The sequence below is a fragment of the Gardnerella sp. c11Ua_71 genome, assembly GCF_055818025.1.
In genome coordinates, this window is record NZ_JARFVR010000002.1 from 77380 (window position 1) to 98108 (window position 20729).

The 20729-nt window shown below is 42.9% G+C and carries 14 protein-coding genes and 1 tRNA gene; 12 read left to right on the plus strand and 3 right to left on the minus strand.

Features of this window, described 5'->3' with window-relative positions; translation table 11 throughout:
• The first annotated feature begins 46 nt into the window (after positions 1-46).
• The 4 genes from P0106_RS01895 to P0106_RS01910 all read left to right on the plus strand — a co-directional run bounded on the left by P0106_RS01895 (position 47) and on the right by P0106_RS01910 (position 3794).
• Positions 47-1171 carry a hypothetical protein gene (locus tag P0106_RS01895; protein ID WP_004117655.1) on the plus strand — a complete coding sequence of 375 codons (1125 nt, stop codon included), beginning with the start codon at positions 47-49 and terminating at the stop codon, positions 1169-1171.
• A gap of 129 nt (positions 1172-1300) precedes the next feature.
• Positions 1301-1373 (plus strand) — tRNA-Ala (locus P0106_RS01900).
• 222 nt (positions 1374-1595) lie between these two features.
• Positions 1596-2855, plus strand: a complete 1260-nt coding sequence (locus P0106_RS01905; protein ID WP_004114860.1) for a Na+/H+ antiporter NhaA — start codon at positions 1596-1598, stop codon at positions 2853-2855.
• A gap of 69 nt (positions 2856-2924) precedes the next feature.
• Positions 2925-3794, plus strand: coding sequence for an LOG family protein (locus P0106_RS01910; protein WP_014554523.1), 870 nt, complete (start codon positions 2925-2927; stop codon positions 3792-3794).
• A gap of 6 nt (positions 3795-3800) precedes the next feature.
• Here P0106_RS01910 and P0106_RS01915 read toward each other — a convergent pair whose 3' ends face one another.
• Positions 3801-4955 carry a succinate dehydrogenase/fumarate reductase iron-sulfur subunit gene (locus P0106_RS01915; protein ID WP_014554524.1) on the minus strand — a complete coding sequence of 385 codons (1155 nt, stop codon included), beginning with the start codon at positions 4953-4955 and terminating at the stop codon, positions 3801-3803.
• A 144-nt stretch (positions 4956-5099) separates the two neighbouring features.
• Between P0106_RS01915 and P0106_RS01920 the strand changes: the two genes are divergently transcribed.
• The 6 genes from P0106_RS01920 to era all read left to right on the plus strand — a co-directional run bounded on the left by P0106_RS01920 (position 5100) and on the right by era (position 10755).
• The gene (locus P0106_RS01920; protein ID WP_004114863.1) at positions 5100-5897 is read left to right on the plus strand and encodes a 16S rRNA (uracil(1498)-N(3))-methyltransferase; all 798 of its coding nucleotides are present in this window, start codon (positions 5100-5102) and stop codon (positions 5895-5897) included.
• A gap of 112 nt (positions 5898-6009) precedes the next feature.
• The gene (locus P0106_RS01925) at positions 6010-6378 is read left to right on the plus strand and encodes a histidine triad nucleotide-binding protein (RefSeq protein ID WP_004114864.1); all 369 of its coding nucleotides are present in this window, start codon (positions 6010-6012) and stop codon (positions 6376-6378) included.
• 3 nt (positions 6379-6381) lie between these two features.
• Positions 6382-7629 carry a PhoH family protein gene (locus P0106_RS01930; RefSeq protein ID WP_102720724.1) on the plus strand — a complete coding sequence of 416 codons (1248 nt, stop codon included), beginning with the start codon at positions 6382-6384 and terminating at the stop codon, positions 7627-7629.
• A 2-nt stretch (positions 7630-7631) separates the two neighbouring features.
• A complete protein-coding gene (gene ybeY / locus P0106_RS01935) occupies positions 7632-8159 on the plus strand; it encodes an rRNA maturation RNase YbeY (protein WP_004114866.1) in 528 nt (175 codons plus the stop codon).
• The gene (locus P0106_RS01940) at positions 8149-9681 is read left to right on the plus strand and encodes a hemolysin family protein (RefSeq protein ID WP_009994156.1); all 1533 of its coding nucleotides are present in this window, start codon (positions 8149-8151) and stop codon (positions 9679-9681) included. Before ybeY ends, P0106_RS01940 begins: the two co-directional genes overlap by 11 nt.
• A 9-nt stretch (positions 9682-9690) precedes the next feature.
• Positions 9691-10755 (plus strand): GTPase Era, encoded by a 1065-nt coding sequence (gene era, locus P0106_RS01945; RefSeq protein ID WP_473730369.1) that lies wholly within the window; start codon positions 9691-9693, stop codon positions 10753-10755.
• 343 nt (positions 10756-11098) lie between these two features.
• On the opposite strand, the gene P0106_RS01950 is transcribed toward era, so the two are convergent.
• Positions 11099-15469 (minus strand): Tat pathway signal sequence domain protein, encoded by a 4371-nt coding sequence (locus P0106_RS01950; protein ID WP_473730370.1) that lies wholly within the window; start codon positions 15467-15469, stop codon positions 11099-11101.
• 393 nt (positions 15470-15862) lie between these two features.
• Between P0106_RS01950 and P0106_RS01955 the strand changes: the two genes are divergently transcribed.
• On the plus strand, positions 15863-17149 hold the full coding sequence (locus P0106_RS01955) for a hypothetical protein (RefSeq protein WP_004113096.1): 1287 nt from the start codon (positions 15863-15865) through the stop codon (positions 17147-17149).
• Between the two features lie 361 nt (positions 17150-17510).
• On the opposite strand, the gene P0106_RS01960 is transcribed toward P0106_RS01955, so the two are convergent.
• A complete protein-coding gene (locus P0106_RS01960) occupies positions 17511-19577 on the minus strand; it encodes an AMP-dependent synthetase/ligase (RefSeq protein ID WP_004113092.1) in 2067 nt (688 codons plus the stop codon).
• Between the two features lie 389 nt (positions 19578-19966).
• Here P0106_RS01960 and P0106_RS01965 point away from each other — a divergent pair, with 389 nt between their 5' ends.
• The gene (locus tag P0106_RS01965; protein WP_473730371.1) at positions 19967-20584 is read left to right on the plus strand and encodes a 50S ribosomal protein L25/general stress protein Ctc; all 618 of its coding nucleotides are present in this window, start codon (positions 19967-19969) and stop codon (positions 20582-20584) included.
• Positions 20585-20729 lie beyond the last annotated feature (145 nt).

Below are 20729 nucleotides of genomic sequence, written 5' to 3' on the forward strand. Positions count from 1 at the left end.
TGTCAATTTGAATAGTAGTAAATAATAATTTTGTAAGGTGGTACTTGTGAAGAACTTCTTCAAAGGAATATCGTTTACGCAAGTGCTGGCTGGTTCTTTAGCAGCTGTTACAGCATTCCTTCTATCGTCAAAAATCGGTATAGCAGGATCAGTAATTGGTGTTGCAATAGGTTCGATTGTGTCTGCTGTAGCATCGCAACTTTATCAAAATGTTATTCACGCGTCTTCAAAAAAGATCCAGTCTTCTTCTGCATTAAAATCAGTTTCAAGCCATTATGCAGATGATGACACTAAAGTTGTAAATAATGCACGATTTATTGCATTAGAGGATGATATGCCAGAAGAATATGAGGTTCATGAAGCGAACGAACCTCGCAGAATAAAAACAGTTAGAAAAGTTATGGCTACTGCCTCTGGGCAAAATACTGATAATAGCGTTGATAACACAAGCATTATGGAATTGTCTTCATTAAGAAAGATGAAAGAAGAAGATAATTCGCTTTCGGAAGGAGATTCGGATTCTCTGCTTACGCTAACCGACGCAAAGCGTAGATTAGGCAACAATAGTGATTATGACTATGCAAAGCAGAAAAAATACGTGGATGATGAGTCAAGGTACAAACGACTTACTATTTTAGTTGCTGTTCTTAGCGCTCTTGCTGCGGTGATTATTACTGCTGGCATGGTTCTGTTGTTTACGCAAGGAAAAGGCACTGATAATTTAAACAATTTACCGCAGAATCCTGCGCAAAATAACAATCAGACTAATAGGGGAAATCAGACTCCTGAAAATGGTGAGAATAATCGTATTCAAAATCAGAATCAAGATTCAGGCAACTATTCTAAATCTAATGAAGACAATAAGAATGATGAGAATGGTTCGGATAAAAAACCGTCTGATAAAAAAGATGCGAATAATCATGAAGGAAACTCTTTAGATGATAAAAACTCTTCGAATAGTGGTGATTCAAAGGGTGCGGATGGATTAAACAATTCTGGATCTGACTCAAAATCTAGCGGATCTAAGGGTGATTCTTCACAAAACACAGATTCTGGATCGGCTTCGTCTCCTTCATCTCCTTCTTATTCTTCACCTAATGGTGCAGATGGTGGTACTTCTGTACAGCAGGGAGAATCTGGATCGCAACAATCATCGGGTAGTGGCGAATAATAGTTTTATGCGGCAAGAAATCCATATTTTTACAACAAAAATTGAGGAGTTTACGACACGCCGAGTTTGGTTGGTAGCAAAATCTGTTGTATTCTATCAAAGGTTCGTTTGAGCCGCACAATTAAAAACGGGGCTATGGCGCAGCTGGTAGCGCATCTCCATGGCATGGAGGGGGTCGGGGGTTCGAATCCCCCTAGCTCCACAATTTGAAACGTCACTTCTAAGCGAGGTGGCGTTTTTTGTTATATTTCGATACGTATCCTATATACTTATAAGTCCTAGGTGCATAAACTTTATCGCATAAAATTTATATGCCGTAAATTGTTAAACAAAAGTCGAAAGTAAAAAGTCGAAACTAAAAACTAAAAGTCAAAAATAGAAAATAGAAAATAAAAGATAGAAAATCGGAGGGAAGATTTACATCATGCTAAGACGCTCTTGGAAAACAGTATGCAAAATAGCCAATAATGAGCGTACATCTGGGTTAATTATGCTCGGATTTGCTTTAGCTGGATTAATGCTTGCAAATTTGCCATTTACGTCTCCGATTTTTGAAGCTGTTTCTCACACTCAAATAGGAATTCCGTACACAAATATTCACATGTCGATTAGCCACTGGGTTCAAGACGGCTTGTTAACTATTTTCTTTCTTACAGTTGGTTTAGACTTAAAACACGAGCTTATTGCAGGATCGCTTAGAGACCCTCGCGCGGCAGCAATGCCAATGATTTGCGCGATTGGAGGTATGGTTGTTCCTCCTATTCTTTTTGCGGGAACTGTTACAATATTCTCGGAGTTGCACGCTGGTCAAGAGATTATGCGACTTACTTCTGGAGCGCTTCCGTCTTTAGACATGGTTCGCGCTGGCTGGGCTATTCCTACGGCAACAGATATAGCATTCTCGCTGGCTGTTCTTGCGCTTTTTGCTAAAACGCTTCCTAAAGCCTTGCGCGCATTTTTAATGACTCTGGCTACAGTAGACGATCTTCTTGGAATCGCATTAATCGCATTGTTCTTCTCTTCGCTTAACGCATGGTATTGGTTTGTGGGCGTTGTTTTATGCGGATTAGTATGGACTATGCTTGTGCGATTAAAGCGCGTTCCATGGCCTGTTGTGGCTCTTGTTGGCTTGCTTGCGTGGGTTATGATGTATCAAGCTGGCGTTCACCCAACTCTTGCAGGCGTAATGGTTGGTTTGCTAACTCCTGCGCATCTTGTTCACGGCGAAAAGTCGCTTAGAGCCGAAAGGTATCGACAGAAAATTCAGCCTTTGTCTTCTTTGTTTGCGCTGCCAGTTTTTGCGCTTTTTGCAACTGGAGTTCATTTTGAAACATTGACTTGGCAGCTGTTCTTGTCTCCAATACTAATTGCGATTACGATTGCGCTAGTTGTTGGAAAGCCACTTGGAATTATGATTACTGCTTGGTTTGCTAAGAAAGTTATTGGCTTGCGCGTTCCAGACGATTTGCGCGTTCGCGACCTTTTGCCTACAGCATGCGCGTGCGGAATTGGTTTTACTGTGTCTTTGCTAATCGCTTCGCTTGCATACAGCGATGCGGATCTTTCGGGAGAAGCGCGATTCGGCGTGCTAGTGGCGTCTATTATTGCGGCTGCTGTTTCGGGATTTATGCTTGCAAAGCAATCGAATCATATGGAAGAAGAATTAGACGATATTGAAGAGTGACTTTAATGCGTTTATTTAACGCGATTACAAGACGACTAGAAAGTGACTAGAAAGTTCTAAAGGTGACTTATGGTTTCTAATAATAATTTAGATAATTTAGGTAATTTAGATAGTTTAGATAATTCTGGTAAATCTGATAATCCAGATAATGCTTGCGACTTGCGCGCGCAAAGCGAACAGAATTCACCTTGGAAAGACACTTATTACAGCGGCGCCGTAATGATGCGCGGACCAATGATTCCTAAGGAAAGCACAACGGAAACGCTATTGCAACACGATTTGCCTAACGGAGATTTGCAAGATAATCATGCGTGGCAAGGACTTGACCCTTGGAGAGTTCTTAGAATACAAGCCGAATTTATTGATGGTTTCGACGCTTTGGCAAAACTTGGATTAGCTGTTAGCGTGTTTGGCTCTGCACGAATAAAGCCAGATGCGCCAGAATACAGTAGCGCTCGCATAATGGGCAAAGAGCTTGTAAAACGCGGTTTTGCGGTGATTACGGGCGGCGGACCTGGAATTATGGAAGCGGCAAATCGCGGAGCGGCAGAAGCTGGCGGAACAAGCGTGGGGTTAGGAATCGAATTGCCTCACGAGCAGGGCCTAAATCAGTGGGTGAATCTTGGAATGCAATTTCGTTACTTTTTTGTTCGCAAAACAATGTTCCTAAAATATTCTTCGGGAATTATTGTGTGCCCAGGCGGTTTTGGCACAATGGACGAGCTTTTTGAGTCGCTTACGCTTGTTCAAACGCATAAGGTTTCTAAAATTCCTGTTGTTCTTTTCGGCAGCGAATATTGGAAAGGCCTTATGAATTGGATTGAAACTACAGTTAAAGAAAGAGGACTTATATCGTCTTTTGACCCTAATTTGCTTGCGATTACAGACGACCCTCTAGAAGCTGTGCGAATCGCTAGCGGAGACAAGTTTATTAATTAGTTTTGGCTAGTTTTCCTTCATTTTTCGCTCATTTATAAGCGTTGTAAGTTGCCAAATTTCTTCTCCAACGTCGATTCCGCGTGGGCATTGCCTGGAGCATGCTCGCACGGATTGGCACGCGCTTATGCCGTCGCTAGAATCCGCCAAGTCTAATCTTCGATTAGTGGCGTTATCTCTAGAATCGTTAATAAATCGCGCAGCATTTATAAGCGCTGCAGGCCCAATAAACGCTTCTCCGCCTGCATAAACTGGGCAAATTCCTTCACACACTCCGCACATTATGCAATTGCTTAAAAGCTCAAACTTTGCAAGCTGCTCTGGGTGCTGCAAAAACTCAATAATCGCAAGCTTTCCGCTGCTGTTTCTTGTTTGAACATCTTGCGCTTGCAAATATGGCTCAAGTCTTTTAAGCTGTGCAATCATTGGGGAAAGATCGCAAATAAGATCTCTTTGAATAGCAAAGCCTGAAAGTGGCGCAATCTCAATAATGCCAAAGCTTCCATTTTGGATTAGTGAAGATATTTCTTGAGATTTCACTTGCAGATTGTGATTTTCATCGACTGATGATGTTGTAGTTGGTGTTGCGGTTGCTTGCGACTTTACGCTACCAGTTTTTCTAAAACCGCTTGATCTAACACCTTGAGTTTGTGTATTTTGCCTAGCGTTTTGGGCGATTGTAGCTGTGCAAAGTAAAGTGGGCATGCCGTTTACGTTTGCAGCATCCGATCCGCAAACGCCGTGACCGCAAGAGTATCTAAATGCCAAAGTGGGGTCTATTGTGCGCTTAATTTTAAGCAAGCATTCTAAAATCGTGTCATTTTTGCGCACACGAATCGTATAATCTTGAATCCAATGCTTTCCGCTTAATGGTTTAGCTGGTAAATCGCCAGAATTTTGCGTTGAAAATGGGCTACTTTTGCGCTTTTTTGCAAAAGGGCTTTCTCGGTGCCTTCTAACTAAACCAGGGGAGTTAGTGGAGGAGATTGGTGCTGAATCGGTGGATGAATCGCCAGCAACCGCGGAGTCGCAAGTAACCGACGAATCGCAAGAATCGTCATTTGGCGTAAAACGAGATACGCGAAAAGTCACAAAAGCTTCATCGCTTGTAGTGCAATCTTGATTATTAGAATGCGCAAAGTTGCGTCTAAAATCGTCAACCATTTGCGCATACCTCCAATTCATATAATTCTAGTTTGCCATAATACTTGCACAGAAATACTTGAGCGAAAATGCAGAAACAGAAATACTTGAGCGAATCACAGAAGTAGCAAAAATGTTGGCTGCGCCTAACGTTAGGCTTAAATTATGACAGATGCTTTGTTTTTGCTGGATACGAATAAAGACGATGCGCCCGTTCTTGCAAATGGGATTGAAGAAGGGTGGACTCTTAGCTTGCCTCAACACGTTAAAAGGCACGCAATAAGCGCAATGCGACTTTCGGATGGCGATTCGCTAGACCTTTCGGACGGCAAAGGAGTGCGAATTCACGCAACGATTACAGACAGCGAAAACGGCTTAGTTAGAGTAGATTCGTTCATAAAAGAACCAGCGCCAACAACCCGATTAACGCTTATTCAGGCTCTCGCAAAAACGGGTCACGACGAGCAAGCAATAGACATGGCTACCCAAATTGGTGTAGACGAAGTAATTCCTTGGTGCGCAAATAGGTCGATTTCAAAATGGAAGCCAGGGCGCACAGATAAGCGATGGAATCAAGTGCTTGAGGCTGCAACGGAGCAATCGCGCAGAGCGTGGATTCCACAGCTTTTAGAACCAGTTACAAGCAAGCAGATTCTAGCGATTTGTAGGCGTGCATGCGTTTATGGAAGCCTTGTAGTTGTTTTGCATCAAGACGCAACGGATTCTTTTAGTCAAATCGAAAACTACGTAAACGACTTAACGGAAAAATGCTTAAAAGATGGCAAAACGCGCACTGTTTATGTAGTTGTGGGGCCAGAAGGCGGAATTAGCGAAGAAGAAGTGCAAAGTTTTATAGACGCTGGCGCCAAAAGTTGCGTTTTAGGAAGCAATATTTTACGCGCATCTACAGCAGGGCCAGTATGTTTATCGTTGCTTTCTAGAGCACTTGGCAGGTATGAGTAGTAAGCAATTTTTGCAAGCTTTGTGCGTGTTTTGTGTAAAATAGTAAATGGTGTTCGGCAATAAGAATTGCAACAAGAATTGCAATAAGAATTATTGAAAAGTGGGCAAAATAATGGATAAAGCATGCAAAACATACAAAACTGACGACGATTGCATTTTTTGCAAGATAATTGATGGGCAAATCCCAAGCAGCAAAGTGTATGAAGACGATGAAGTAGTGGCTTTTAAAGATATTAATCCGCAAGCCAAGGTGCATGTTTTGATTGTTCCGCGCAATCATTACAAGAATGTTGCAGATCTTGCTCAAAATGATTCTGATGTTTTGGCTCATATTGCATGCGTTGCGCAAAAAATTGCAAACGACTTTTATAATGGCGATTATCGTCTTGTTTTCAACACTGGTTTGGGAGCTGGTCAAACCGTGTTCCATGTTCATGCTCATGTTTTAACAGGCGAAAAACTTGAAGAAGGTAGTTTATAAATCGTGTCAAATAGTACAACGCGTATTGTTCAAATTCCAAGCGAATTAAGCCCAGTTGCTGTTTTGGGAGCAGCAGATTCAAACTTAAGAGAGTTGGAGAAGGCTTTTCCAAGCATAGATATTTCCGTTCACGCGGATTGTGTGAAAATCGTATCTAGAAGCGCAAGAAGTGAGGAAGACGCTTGCAAAGCCGAACACGCGTTGCGCAAAATAGTTGATTGCGCTTACGAAGCTCCTGTTGATTCTTATGCTGTAAAACGCATGCTAGAAAGAGATGTGCTTAAAGGTAGCAAGCATAATGTGCGAATCGATAGAATTGGGCACAATGGCGGAGTTTTAGGCGGAGCGTTTAGCGGATTAAAGTCTTTTGGTACTGGAGCTGAATCTGGCTTTGGAACTGGCGCAATGGAAAGCGATTTTGCGCGCGGTTCTGCCGATTTAATGCCATCTAGTGAAGATGCTAAAAGGCGTGCAATGAGCAGAAAAGCGCGAATGGCTAAAGGTGTTATAACGTTTGCGGGTGGAAATCCTGTTCGCGCAAAAACAGCGGGTCAAACAGCTTATGTTCAAGCAATGGAATCAAATACTGTAACGTTTGGAATTGGGCCTGCTGGTACTGGAAAAACGTATTTAGCGGTTGCTAAGGCGGTTAGAGCTTTAGAAGATGGGCGAGTGCGAAGAATAGTGTTGACGCGCCCTGCTGTAGAAGCTGGGGAAAATCTTGGATTCTTGCCTGGAACGCTAAACGACAAAGTAGACCCATATTTAAGGCCGCTTTATGACGCGCTTTCCGACATGTTGGGAGCGCCGCAACTTAAGAGGTATATGGACGAGAACGTTGTGGAAGTGGCGCCGCTTGCATACATGAGAGGTCGCACGCTTAATGACGCTTTTGTTATTTTAGACGAAGCGCAAAATGCTACTGTTCAGCAGCTTAAGATGTTTTTGACGCGTCTTGGATTTAACACCACAATGGTGATTACAGGGGATAGAACGCAAGTTGATTTAGCGGTTCCAAAATCTGGATTAGCTTCGATTGAGAACGTGCTGAAAGACGTTAAGAGTATTGCGTTTGTTCACTTAAATGCGCAAGACGTTGTTAGGGCCGAGCTTGTTGGGCGAATCGTAGAAGCGTATGAAGCGTGGGAAAATCGCGAGGCTGATTTTAGGCGCGAGAAGGCTAGAAATAGGAAAAGTCTTGAGTCGCAAGCAGCCAACGAATCGCAAAATCTTGAGAGGAATATCAAGTAATAATGAGTGTTGAAGTGATGAACGAAACCGTTTGGCAAATCGACCCAAAAATATTCTCCGACCTTGGAATGTGGGTTTTGCAACAAATGCGAGTAAGCGTTCAATCCGATTTGTCAATTACTTTTGTGGACCCAGAGCCAATCGCTAGTCTTCACGAAAAGTGGATGGACTTAGAAGGTCCTACAGACGTTATGAGCTTTCCAATGGACGAGCTGACTCCTGGAAGCGACGACAAAGTGAGTGAAGGAATGCTTGGAGACCTTGTGATTTGCCCGTGGGTGGCGGCTCAACAGGCAGCAGCGGCAGGGCATAGCACAATGGAAGAGATGCTATTGCTCACGATTCACGGAATGTTGCATTTGCTTGGATACGATCACACTACGCCTCAAGAAGAAAAGCAAATGTTTGGCTTGCAAAGGCAGCTTTTGCTAACGTTCTTTGCGGCTAGATCTGGCGAGCTTTACGATGCCACTTTGCCAGCTGGTGCCGTAAATGAGCTGGAAGAATACGAGAAAAATCATGCTAAATAACATTACAATTCCGCCGATTCCCGATTTGCCTGCACATATGTGGGCTTGCTTGTGTGCAATTGCAATAGTCGCAGTTTTGCTTGTGTGGCTTTCGCTTGCAATGGCGGCGGCGGAAGGGGCTGTGCCAAGAGTTACAAGGTCTAGTCTTAATAATCTTATGATTGAAGAGCAAACGAACGATAACGAAAGTCAAGTCGTTCGCTTGAGGAAGCTTGCTAGAATTCGCAGAGCAAAAAAGCTTATAGCAGATAGGTATGCTACGAGCGGAGCGTGCGCATTTGTGCGAATCGTGTGTAACGTGTTGGACGGCGTGGCTTTTTCTGCAATCGCGGCGACTCTTGGTGCGCCTCTTTGGTTAACGCTATTAATCGGGCTAATAGTTGCAATGATTGTTGCAATTGTTTCTGTTCTTGTGCGGCCAAGAGCAGTGGGAGCGGCTCAGCCAGTTTTTAAGCTGATGCGCTTGTCTAGAATAATTTCGATTGCTGTTTTTATGAATCCGTTTGCAAAAATCGCAAGTCGTGGAGATTCGCAAAATCAAAGCCAAAATCATAAGAAGAATGCTGCTCTTTCCGACGATGAAGAGTTGGAAAATATTCAATTAGATCAAGCTAAAGCGAGTATCGATAGGCTTGTGGAAGCAAACGATTTTGACCCAGAAGTTTCAGAGATGATGCGCAACGTGCTTACGCTTTCCGACACGTTAACGCGCGAAATCATGGTTCCGCGAACCGATATGATTTGTGTTAAAAACGACGAAACGCTGGAAAATTTCCTAAAATTGTGCTCAAGATCTGGATTTTCTCGCGTGCCTATAATTGGCGAGTCGGTTGACGATTTGGAAGGAATCGCGTATTTAAAGGATGCTGTGCGCGCAACCGTGTTTAATCCAGCAGCATCTGAGCGCGCAGTTTCTACGATTAGTCGAAGCCCAATGCTTGTACCAGAGTCCAAGCCAGTGGATGATTTATTCCACGAAATGCAGCGAATCCGACAACATGTTGCCGTTGTTGTAGACGAATATGGCGGAATTGCAGGGCTTGTTACGATTGAAGACGCGATTGAGCAAATTGTTGGAGAGCTAGAAGACGAGCACGATCGCACTCAGCACGCGGATCCGCAAGAGGTGAGTAAGGGTGTGTGGAAAATGCCTGCGCGCACGCCTATCGCCGATTTGGAAGATATTTTTGAAGTTCATATAGACGAAGACGATGTAGACACTGTGTTTGGGTTGCTTACCAAGTTGCTTGGAAACGTGCCGATTGTTGGGTCAAGTGCTGTGACGAGAGGTCTTAAGCTAACCGCGGTTGATTCTGCTGGGCGACGCAAAAAAGTCTCCACGATTCTTGTTGAGCGAGATATTCAAGGATTTAAAGATATTCAAGGTCTTAAAGAAGACGATAGTGCTGGAAAGAGCGGCGGAAAGAGTGACAGCAAGGCTGATGCCAAGAATAATGGCAAGAATGGCGATAAAGATAGTAGTAAAGATAGCGAATCATCGCAAGTTGATGGCGATAAATAGTGTTGAATTATGAATGATATGAAAGATGTTAATGATATGAGTGACGATATGGAAGATATGGACGATATGAATGACGAAATGTTTGCTAATTTAGATCCTTCTCTAAAAGCGAGCGTAGAAGTGCCTGATTTTAACGGCTATAAATCGGGATTTGTTGCTGTAGTAGGCAGACCAAACGTTGGAAAATCAACGCTTATGAACGCGCTAATCGGAACGCAAATCGCAATCGCGTCTTCTCGCCCAGAAACAACGCGCAAGGCGATTCGCGGAATCTTAACAACTCCAAACGCGCAAATGGTGTTAGTTGATACGCCAGGAATCCACCGGCCGCGCACTTTGCTAGGCCAACGTTTGAACGATATTGTAGACGAGTCGCTTGCGGATGTGGATGCTATCGCTTTCTTGCTTCCAGCAGATCAAGAGATTGGGCCTGGAGATAGAAGAATCTTGAGCCGACTTCGCTCCGACTTTGCCAAAAAAGACGCGTCTGGAAACTGGGTGTGGAAGGTTCCTCTTATTGGAATCGTAACTAAAATTGATTCTATAAGCCGCGATGAGTTGGTGTCTCATTTGATTGAGATTCAACAGTTTGCTGATTTTACTGATATTGTGCCAGTTAGCGCTTTGGAACGCGACAATGTTGACGAAGTTAAGAAGGTTTTGATTGACAATCTTCCAGAAGGCCCGAAGATGTATCCAGACGATCAGCTTAGCGAGGAGAGTCCTTCTAGCATGATTGCGGAGCTGATTCGTGGGGCTTTTCTTGAGGAACTTGACGACGAGTTGCCACATTCGCTTGCGGTTGTTGTAGATAGCATTGTGCAACCAGGAGATGAGGACTATGCACAATATGACGATAATAAAGCGCATGTGATTGTGTCGGTGTATGTTGAGCGCGATTCGCAAAAGCCGATTATTATTGGGCGCGGTGCGGAGCATCTTGTGCGCGTTAAGAAGCGTTTGCGCACTGCGGTGAATCGTATTACGGGCGCTAAAGCTGTGCTCGATTTGCATGTGAAGGTTGCAAAGGGGTGGCAGAGCGATCCTAAGAAGCTTGAGCGCTTGGGTTTCTAGCGCGACGACCTGTCTTTTCGCTTAGAGCGTAGCGCGAAAAGGCAATTCGGAGCGCTGAGCTTGCTTAAGGTTGAAAGCACGGTGTGCTTTCAACGCAAGCGAAGACGTTCGCACGGCTAATCCGTGCGAACGAGGACCTGCCTTGTAGTGTGTTTGTACCTAAAATACGGCGTGTCGTCATACAAACGCACTACATGAAGCGTCGTTTTTTCCGCATTTTGTTGCTGATTTTCGTGTGTAGAGCTACAAAAAGCGGGATCGTGTGTAGATACGAAAAACCGCGGAAGACTAGTCAGTTATAAGACTAGTTAACCGCGGTTTTATTTTTGTTTTTTAGTTTTGATTATGGGCGACGATGGCGAGCGAAGTAAGTGCCGCCTCCGATTGCTGCGATTCCTGCAACAACAGCCGCTAGAGCTGCAACAACCTTAAGCGTAGTGTTGTTGGATGCGCTTTGCGCTCCGTCTTGTGCGCCGCCAGAAGCTTGAGCGTTCTTAGACTCATCCTTGGATTCACTAGATTCACTCTTGGAATCATTCTTGGATTCGCTCTTAGACTTGCTCTTTGCAGAATCCTTTGCGTCGTTCTTTGCATTATCCTTATTGGACTCGCTCTTAGCAGTAGAATCCTTAGCAGCATCTTGTGCTTTAGCAAGATCTTTAGCAAGATCCTTAGCTGCAGCTTTAGAGCCAGATGCAAGAGCAGCTGCTATGCGGTTAGCGCTGCTTGCGCTAAGAGTGTTAGTGTGCGCAGCTCCTGCAACATTATTCGCTGCAACGCCATTATCATTTTGAGCATTTGCACCGTTAGCACCGTTAGCATCGTTTGCGCTTTGCGATTGTGCAGCTGGAATAGCAGCGTGGAATCCGAGTTGCTCATTTCCGAACAAGTTGTTTGCGTATCCTGCAAGATACTGGTTGTAGTAGTTCTCGAAGGATTCGCTAGAACTCGTACTGTTGCTCGTGTTATTCTGCGTTGCGCTAGTTGAACCAGTATTCTGATTAGCGTTGCCCGATTCTACTTCTTTAGATGGGGTAGGAGCAGGCGTTAAATCTGTGCTTGCGTCATGAGACGGATTTGTTTGTGGCACTGTTGGAGATTCATTATTACCACCATTATTGCCACCATCACCATTATTCTCATTATCTGAAGTCACCAGCGAATTTACGTCCTTTAAAGTCTTATCTAAAGTACTAGTAGATTCATTAAGAGACTGTTCCACTGCATCAAGCGTTGTAAAACGAAGAATAAGCGTATTCTCAAAATTATTGAAGCTTTGATTTACGGCAGCAAAAGTAGCGTTGTACCTTTCAATTACGTTATTTTTAGCTCCAGCCAAAAGCGTCTTAACTTTCTCATGCAATTCAGCAACTTTTTGCTTTGCTTGCAAAACTTGCATTTTAACGTTTTCAGCCTTTTTCTTTGCTGATTCAAATTGGCTTTGAGCTTCTTTTGTAATGCGTTGTGCTTGCTCAATAGCAGACTTTGCTTCATTAGCTTTTTGCTTAGCTTGAGCGGCTTTAGCAGCAGCATCAGATACTAACTTAGTTGTATTCGACTTAGTAGCATCAGCTTTATTCTTAACTTCGGTTGCTGCAGCTACCTGCTGTTCAGCATCTTGAACTTGCTTTTGAGCTTCTGTAACTTTTCTGTTAGCAGAATCAATTTGTTGGCTTGCATCTTCAATTTGCTTCTGTGCTTTGTTAACTTGGCTTTGAGTTTCCGCAACTTTCTGTTCAGCTTTTTCCTTAGTTTTGTTTGCAAGATTGAATTGTTTCTCTGCTTCACTAACTCTGTTACGAGCAGAATCAAGCAACCGTGTGACACTATCAACAGTTTCATCTTGTTTCGTGACCTTCTCGTTGGCTTCTGCCAAGTTTTTAGCAGCATCATTAGCTTTGATTTGCAAATCGTCTTTAGTAGATTTGAGTTGCTTTACAGATTCTTCAAACTCCCTGATTTTAGCTTGCTTTGCTTCACCAGTTAACTGAGATTGTTTCTCGGCTTCTTCTACATTTGTGCTTGCAACTTTATACTCATTCTCGTATTTCTTTGCTTCAATAGTGAGCTTTGCAAATTCTTCTTGAGATTTTTTTAACTCGTTCTTAGCGCTATCAAAATCGTATGCAGCATTTGTGAAAGCATCCAAGGCGATTTTATTTGGTAAGTTCTTAGCATTCGCAGCATCTATTGAGCTACTAAGAGTTTTAACCTTTCCATTTAGATGCGTGTACTTTGTTTGCCACTGCTGAGCAAGCTTTTTTGCAATAGCTGCATTTTCTTCGATTCCCCAGTCTGCGTTAGGGTCGCCATATTTTTTAGCTTCATTATTTGCTTTTTCTTTCTCGGCTTTTACATGTTCTAATTCTTGTTCTTTTAGCCCCTTAGCGCTCTTTTTGTCTGGCAAATTCAAATCGTATTGTACTTTTCGAAGATTGTACTTAGCTTCAAACAAATTTGCATTTGCTTTATTTGCTTCAGCATTCAGCTTTTGCAATTTAACGATTTCATCTGCATCTTCAGAGGCGCTTCCAGCAGCTTTTTCTTGTTTTAGACTGTTCTCATAACCATCAAGAAGCTCTTTATATTTGGCAACGCTAATCGAATATTCATTGCTTCCGTGCCACACAGCAACATCTTCATTTTTTGTAACAGTTTCTTGTTTCCCGCCAGAAGGTCTAGTCATTTCTTGAATATATAAATCGCCTTCTGCGAAACCGCCAGCACTTATATCTTTTCTAGCAAAAGTAGTGTAATGACCTACGGAAAGACTAAATAAATTAGTTAGCTTGCCATTTTCGTCATTTTCTTCGAATAATCTTGTGTTTGGATTTTGGCTTAATTTCATTCCAAAATCATATTGATTGTCCCTAAGGAATTGCTTACCAGCTTCAGAAAGCTTGTTTTCAATCTTTGTATCGCCATTGAATGTATAGAAGATTCCTGTATCTCTAGCCTCTTCATAGCGATTCTTTTCAATCGTATACCAGCCGTCTAAGGCATTCCACTTATTATCTGTAGGTTTAGGTTCCGTGCTTTGCGTTTTAATTTGCTTTGAGCATGAAGTTTTACCGTCGTCTAGAACTTTGCAATCGTTATTTGAATATTTCATTCGACCATTTTTATGCCCGTCGTAATCTCCCCACGCAAGATTTTCTGCAGTTTTGTACGGTGTAGTGTCCATAACACTAGCGTTATCATACTTTTCATGGTTTACTGCATGATTATTAATAGCAGCAGAGTAGAAGGAATGCACAATGCTTTCGGCAATCAAGCTTAAACGCACGTTTACATTTTGCAACGCGTTGTTATCGTTTCTTCTGTACTCATTTAAAGCATCATAATACTCAGCGGCTTCCTTCATGTTTTGCAAAGAGTCAGCGCTGCCAACTCTACCAAGCCCAGGTTTTACAATATCTTCATACCACGTTGGAGCTTCTATTGTTTGTGCTTCTTTATACGATCCATCTTGGAATTCTTGCCCTGGAATCACATATGATTCGCCTTTAAGAATTTTCTGCGCGCGCTCAGCGTCTGCAATAAGATCTTCGTTTTTGTTATTTTCCTTAGCTTTTTCAGTGTTAATCACATATTGCAAGAACTTGTAGAAGTCAGACTTCTTCTCTAATGAATTTTCTGTATTAGAATCATTTTTGCTTTCAGCATCGTAGACTTTTTCTGCTGCATCTGCTTTTCCTCTAAGATTGTCTAAGTTTTTGTAAGATTCAACTAGCTTTTTGTAATCACCGATTTTTTCTAGTTCTTTTTCTTTAGATTCTAGTTCTTCACTTGTTTTGTTAATTTTCTGGGTACTTGTAGCAAGCGTTTCTTTAATTTTTGTTACTTTTTCTTGAGCTTGCTTATAAACGGATTCTTTCTCTTTAGCAATTTGTTTTACTTTTTCCAAATCCGTATTGCTTAAAGCAGAATCAGACTTTTTAAGTTGCTCTAACTGTGCTTGTTTTTCTTTTAATTCTGTTTCTTTGTCTTTAAGCTCATTATCTGTTTTCTTCTTTGCTTCTTCAAGAGATTTTGCGCTTTCAACTAAAGAGGTATAAGATGACTTTTCTTTTTCAAGATTTTCTTTAGCTGCGTTTAGATTCTTGTTTTCTTCATTCAGATTTGTTTTTGCTTCATCTACAGCTTTTTGGGCATTTTGTAGTTCGTTTTGATTTTGTTCAAGTTGTGTTTCTGCTTGCTTCTTTGCATCTATAGCTTGTGCTTCAGTGTTTTCTGCTTGCTTCTTTGCATTTTCGGCGTTACTTGCCGCTAATTGTGCATTTTCTTTAATTTTTTCGGCTTCGTCAACTATCTTTTGAGCTGCATCTACTTTTTCTTTAGCTTCTGCATCTTGCTTCTTTGCATCCTCTGCATCTTTTTCTGCTTGATTTTTCGCTTCTATAGCTTCGGATGCTTTTTTGGATGCGTCTTCTACTTTTTTATTTACTTTTGCAAGATTGCTATTTGCGTTTTTAACAGCTTCATCGGCTTTGCCTACTTCTGTTTTGGTTTCTAACTCAAGCTTTTCAGCTTCTCTTGCGAGTTCATTTGCTTTAGCTTCCTGTGGATCAGGATTCTCATGATTAGCATTAATTTCAACATTTGCATTATCTGAGTTTTGATTTACAACATCGGCATTTGCCACATTTGCCATTGCGAATAATGCCAGTGAACTTGCGCCTAAAGATATAGCGGCTGCGATTTTAGCATTCATAAAACCTCTCCTCATGTTTGATAATAGGAAATCGCTAGTTTTCGTGTTTTTGAACAAGATTTTTAGCAATTTCTTGCCGTTCGTCTTGTTTTGGAAAACATATTTTCTACCGGGGGGGGGTATCAAGTTTTCAACGCGATTTTATCAAATACCTATGGATTAAATCTGCGCGAGCGACATTCTCTGTTTGCCTCAGATTTGTTATATATGTCTCGGAGGTGAGACATTTGTAACGCTTTTTGGGTCAAATCCGTTAGATTTGCATCATCGGTGAGGCAAATCTAACGCTTGTCGTAAGTCAACTCAGTCTAGTCTAATACTTACAAGCTATCCTTTATCCACATTCCTTAAAATCTATTGCGCATTCATTGCTTATCTCATAATCTCAGGCTTATGAAAAAGTCTAACGTTAAAAGCATGCTCGAAAAAGCTGAGTTTGAGCATCGTTGTTTTCATCCAATCAGCAATTCGCAAAGGCAGTGTGTGTATAGGTACACTAGGGCAGGATCGCTTGTGAGAGTATTCCCAGGTCTTTACGCAAGAACAGAATATTGGCAAAATCTGTATACAGCTGAGCAAATTCGACATATAGCGTTTTCTTTGATGGATATTCATCCAGACTGGAAATTTACAGGGGTTACTGCTGCTGCGCTAATCGGCTACGATGTTGTGAATGATTATGATCACATAACATATGATTATAAAACTGATTATAAAACTGATAAAAATAGTGATTGCGTCAAAATGCTGCCGTCTCAGTCAATTCCAATTTACGTTCGCACTATAACCAGAAAGTCTGCAAATGATAATCCGTTGTTGCGTAGAATTAATGCAACAGGCAGAGAGATGGATGGCACTAGTGATGATGTTCGAATTGTGCGTGGAAGGGAGGGAAGTGGCGGTCGCTTCGTTGTTCTTTCGCATTTAAGCGACAATATAGATTACGGAGTTCGAAGTCATATTGTAGATAAGAGCACAATGCTTTTCGATGTTGCAAATAGCATGAATTTTAGATCAGCATTGTCGATTTTCGATTCTGCTGCTCGCGATAATGTTGATTTTGCTAAAGTCATCTCTATTTGTGAAAGTAGATATTCGACTTCGGATATTAATAATTATAAAAGTGTTTCTGCTGCAACAACCTCTGATTTATTTGAAAGCACATTTTTTGGAAGTTGCTGTGAAACTAGAATAGACAAGTTTCTCTCGCTTAGACGCCTTTGTTGTTTTGCAAATAGATTAAGTGAAAACGGCGGTGAATCGTTCGCGCGAGGAACGATGATTTCGCTCGGATTTATGGTGCCAGAATTGCAACGCGAGTTTATATTGCCGCACTCAGGTGGCAAGTATAGGTGTGATTTTTTGTGGCGGCTTCCCAATGCTGAGTTGATTGTTGGCGAGTTTGACGGGCATTCAAAGTATTACGTTGATTTCGATAATCCTAGTCATACTAACGTCGATTTTAATTCGTCATGCGATAATCGAATGTTGCGTAAATCGTATAATCCTAGTGTTATTAATCGCAATATTGACCGGCAGGCTGAGCGTGAAGCGTTGCTTATGAAGGAGTGTGGAGTAAGCAGGATTGTGCGTTTTACCATTTCGGATATTGTTAATCCTAAAAGGGTTGAGAGTAAGCTGATTGATGCAGGAGTTCCTAGGATTATTAAAATGCTGTGATTTATGCGAGCGATGGTGTATGTGCGCTGATTTTGTGAAGTTAGATTTGTCTCGAGTGAGCGACGTTCTTTGTTTTCTGTTGCGAGATGGCTGGATTCGTTATATATGTCTCGGAGGTGCGACATTTGTAACGCTTTTTGCCCTAATTTCGTTAGATTTGCATCACTGATGAGACATTTGTAACGCCTTTTGGCTGATTTTCGTTATATTTGTCTCGGAGGTGCGACAAATATAACGCATGAAGCATGGGGTAGATGCAAAAAGCGGGATCGTGTGTAGATACAAAAAACCGCGGAAGACTAGTCAGTTATAAGACCAGTCAACCGCGGTTTTGGGCGATTTGCGAGTTACGCTTTAGACGCTACTTCTTGCGAATCGTGTACATTTGCGCGTTGAGCAATGCAGAATACTTCTTAATAACGCGCGGGCGAATAATCTTCATAGAAGCCGTCATTAAGCCGTTTTCTTGAGTAAACTCTTCTGGCAGAATAATGAACTTTCGCACAGATTCCGCGCGCGATACGCCCTCGTTTGCAATATCCACAAACTTTTGGACTTCCGCACGCACAACCGCGTTATTTACGGCGTCTTCCATGCTCATAGTCTCGTCCAAACCCTTGGTCTTAAGCCAATTGCGTAAAATCTCCTCGTCTAAAGTCACAAGAGCAGATATGAATGGCCTCTTATCTCCAAGAACAAGAGCTTGAGACACAAGCTCGCAACGCTTAATCACTTCTTCAATAGGACCAGGAGCCACATTCTTGCCGCCAGCAGTAATGATCAAGTCCTTCTTGCGACCAGTAATGTAAAGCATGCCATCGTCGTCAATTCTGCCCAAATCGCCAGTAGCATACCATCCGTCTTCTGTAAACGAAGTTTCGGTCGCCTCTTCATTCTTGTGATACTTCTTAAACACGCAAGTGCCCTTAATTTGCACTTCGCCATCTTTAGCAATTCGCAAAGTGAAAGCTGGGAAAGCAATGCCAACAGAGCCTTCACGGAATGGAACGCCAATAGGAGTAAACGCGCACGGGGCAGTGGTTTCCGTAAGACCATAGCCCTCGTAAACTGGCACGCCTGCGCCGCGGAAGAACGCTAGCAGCTCTGGATCCAGTGGTGCACCGCCAGCAACAATCCAGCGCGCACGCCCACCAAGCGCTTGGCGAATCGGGCGGTAAACCAGTGGATCGTAAGCAGCGCGGCGAGCCTTTGTTAGCGCCTTAGCATCTCCAGAATCCTGAACTTCCTTCATGTATTGCTGAGCCGTAACAACAGCCCCCTGGAAAGCAAGTCCCTTAGCACCATGACCTGCCTTTTGCGAAGCTGCGTTATACACTTTTTCGAGCACACGAGGAACAACAATCATAACTGTTGGTTTTGCGACTTGAAGGTCAGATATAAGCGTTGTAATGCCTTGCGCAATGTAGATTCTAAGCGTGCTAGCAACAACAATATAGTTGATTGCGCGCGCAAACGAATGGGCTTGAGGTAAGAATAGAAGCACAGAACCGTTAGGCTCGCTAAGCAAGTCCGGCAAGTAAGTTGGCAAGTTTAACGCGGTTGTGCAGTAATGCTCATGCGTCATTTCCACGCCTTTTGGCGCAGCCGTAGAGCCAGAAGTGTACACAATAGAGCACAAGTCGGTTTTTTTAACCGAGTCAATTCGCTCGTCTAGTTCTTCATCGCTAACGGAGTATTCAAAGGCTTGTAGTTCCGCCAATCCGCCTGTTTCTATGCAAATAATGCGCTCAAGGCTCGGGCATTCTTCAATAGCTCCATCTGCCTTGTCTTTCATTTCAGTTGTGCCAACAATCAAAAAGCGCGAATCGGAGTTATTTACAATGTTGCGAATTTGCTCAGCGGAGTCCGTGTCGTAAATTGTAGCCAGAACGCCTCCGCAAGCCATAACCGCAGCGTCAACAACATCCCACTCATACGAGGTTTTGCACATTAGTGCAACAGCATCGCCTTTGCGCAATCCATAGTGAATCAAGCCTTTTGCGGCTTTTCTAACTTCTGTAAGGAACTGGTTGGCTGTTTTTGTAACCCATTCATCGTTTTCTTTGTATGTGTAAAGCGGATCATCTCCCATTCTAGCTGCCCTGTCTGCATACAAGTCGTAGATGCTTGTGCCTTCGTCTAATGGCGGATTTCCGTCCGTTTTTGTGGTTAGCAAGCCAGTTTGTGGGTCTAGGAAAGTGGTGGTTTGTAGTTGAGAACCCCATTCGTCTACTCGTGGAAGATACTGATTTTGCTGAAGCAGATTATTCTGTTTATTCTGTGATCCGTCTTGCTGATCTTGTGGAATAGAATAGTCTGGTTCTCCTGCGATGTCGTCGCTTACTGGGTGCGCGAAGTTGCTGCCAATTTGCAAAGCCTTGCGAGCAAGATTGAAAGCTTGCTGCTGGAGTGTATTTAGGACGGACACATCTGCTCCTTAATTTTGCTAAATGCTTAAATTTGCTAATTTGTTTTGGTTAAATCAGCTTGTTTCGAGCACATATTTGTTATGCGCCTTTGACTATATATACATGATAATCGTTGGTGTGATTCAAGTCACCTTTTGGTGTTGGATTTGACTTTAGACTTTGGCTGTCTATGTTCTTTTGTAGACTAGATAAGTTGCTTTGGCGAGGGAATAACACTGCGATACTTGTAGCAGGCGCTTTGCGATTCGTTGGTTGCTTGCGATTGTTGTGTAAGTTCCGTTATCGACTGGGCTGATAGCCAACTTATGGTGGTTTTCGGCGCGTCGGTGCGCCTGAAGCTGGATTTAAATAAGATTATCCGCATAATCCAGACCATAAGGAGACCGATATGGCTACAAAGATTACACTTGAAGGCGAAGTTCGCAATGAATTCGGTAAGGGCGTTGCTCGCCGTTTGCGTGTTGCCAATTTGATTCCAGCCAGCATTTACGCTGGTGGTGCTGAGCCTGTACACGTGACTCTTCCAATGAGGGAGACTACTCTTTCTCTTCGTCACGCAAATGCTTTATTTACCATTAAGTTTGGCAATGAGTCACGAATCGCAGTTGTTAAGGACGTTCAGCGCAACCCTGTTAAGCGCATCGTTGAGCACATTGACTTCTACGAGGTTAAGGCTGGCGAAAAGATTGACGTTGAGGTGCCAGTGTTTGTTGAAGGTACTCCAAAGGGTGCTGCTGTTGCATTCGTAGACGTTCAGGAGCTTAAGGTTCGCGCAGACGTTGCCAACTTGCCAGAGCGCTTGGTGGTTAATGTTGACGGCTTGACCGATGGCACCAAGGTGTTTGCTAAAGATGTTAAGCTTCCTGAGGGCGTTGTGCTCGACATGGATGGCGAAGAGTCTGTTGTTAGCGTCACTGTTCCAGAAGATGCTGCTACAGAAGAGCCAGCTGCCGCTCCTGCTTCCGATGCTGCTGCTCCTGCAGCCGAAGCTCCTGCAGCCGAGTAAGGTTTTGCTTAGGATTTTCTAAGATTTTACAAGCCGCGCGTAGTCAAGATTTTCTTGGCTTGCGCGGTTTTTGTTATTTCTGCACAACGCGGATCGACCTGCCTTTTCGCTTAAAGCGTAGCGCGCTTTCCTATTTAGTGTTGCG

What these genes read in the sequence shown, in the direction of transcription:
- P0106_RS01905 (WP_004114860.1), top strand. Translation starts at nt 1,596, where the DNA reads ATGCTAAGACGCTCTTGGAAAACAGTATGCAAAATAGCCAATAATGAG.
- P0106_RS01910 (WP_014554523.1), top strand. Translation starts at nt 2,925, where the DNA reads ATGGTTTCTAATAATAATTTAGATAATTTAGGTAATTTAGATAGTTTA.
- P0106_RS01915 (WP_014554524.1), bottom strand. Translation starts at nt 4,955, where the DNA reads ATGGTTGACGATTTTAGACGCAACTTTGCGCATTCTAATAATCAAGAT.
- P0106_RS01920 (WP_004114863.1), top strand. Translation starts at nt 5,100, where the DNA reads ATGACAGATGCTTTGTTTTTGCTGGATACGAATAAAGACGATGCGCCC.
- P0106_RS01925 (WP_004114864.1), top strand. Translation starts at nt 6,010, where the DNA reads ATGGATAAAGCATGCAAAACATACAAAACTGACGACGATTGCATTTTT.
- ybeY (WP_004114866.1), top strand. Translation starts at nt 7,632, where the DNA reads ATGAGTGTTGAAGTGATGAACGAAACCGTTTGGCAAATCGACCCAAAA.
- P0106_RS01940 (WP_009994156.1), top strand. Translation starts at nt 8,149, where the DNA reads ATGCTAAATAACATTACAATTCCGCCGATTCCCGATTTGCCTGCACAT.
- era (WP_473730369.1), top strand. Translation starts at nt 9,691, where the DNA reads ATGAATGATATGAAAGATGTTAATGATATGAGTGACGATATGGAAGAT.
- P0106_RS01950 (WP_473730370.1), bottom strand. Translation starts at nt 15,469, where the DNA reads ATGAATGCTAAAATCGCAGCCGCTATATCTTTAGGCGCAAGTTCACTG.
- P0106_RS01955 (WP_004113096.1), top strand. Translation starts at nt 15,863, where the DNA reads ATGAAAAAGTCTAACGTTAAAAGCATGCTCGAAAAAGCTGAGTTTGAG.
- P0106_RS01965 (WP_473730371.1), top strand. Translation starts at nt 19,967, where the DNA reads ATGGCTACAAAGATTACACTTGAAGGCGAAGTTCGCAATGAATTCGGT.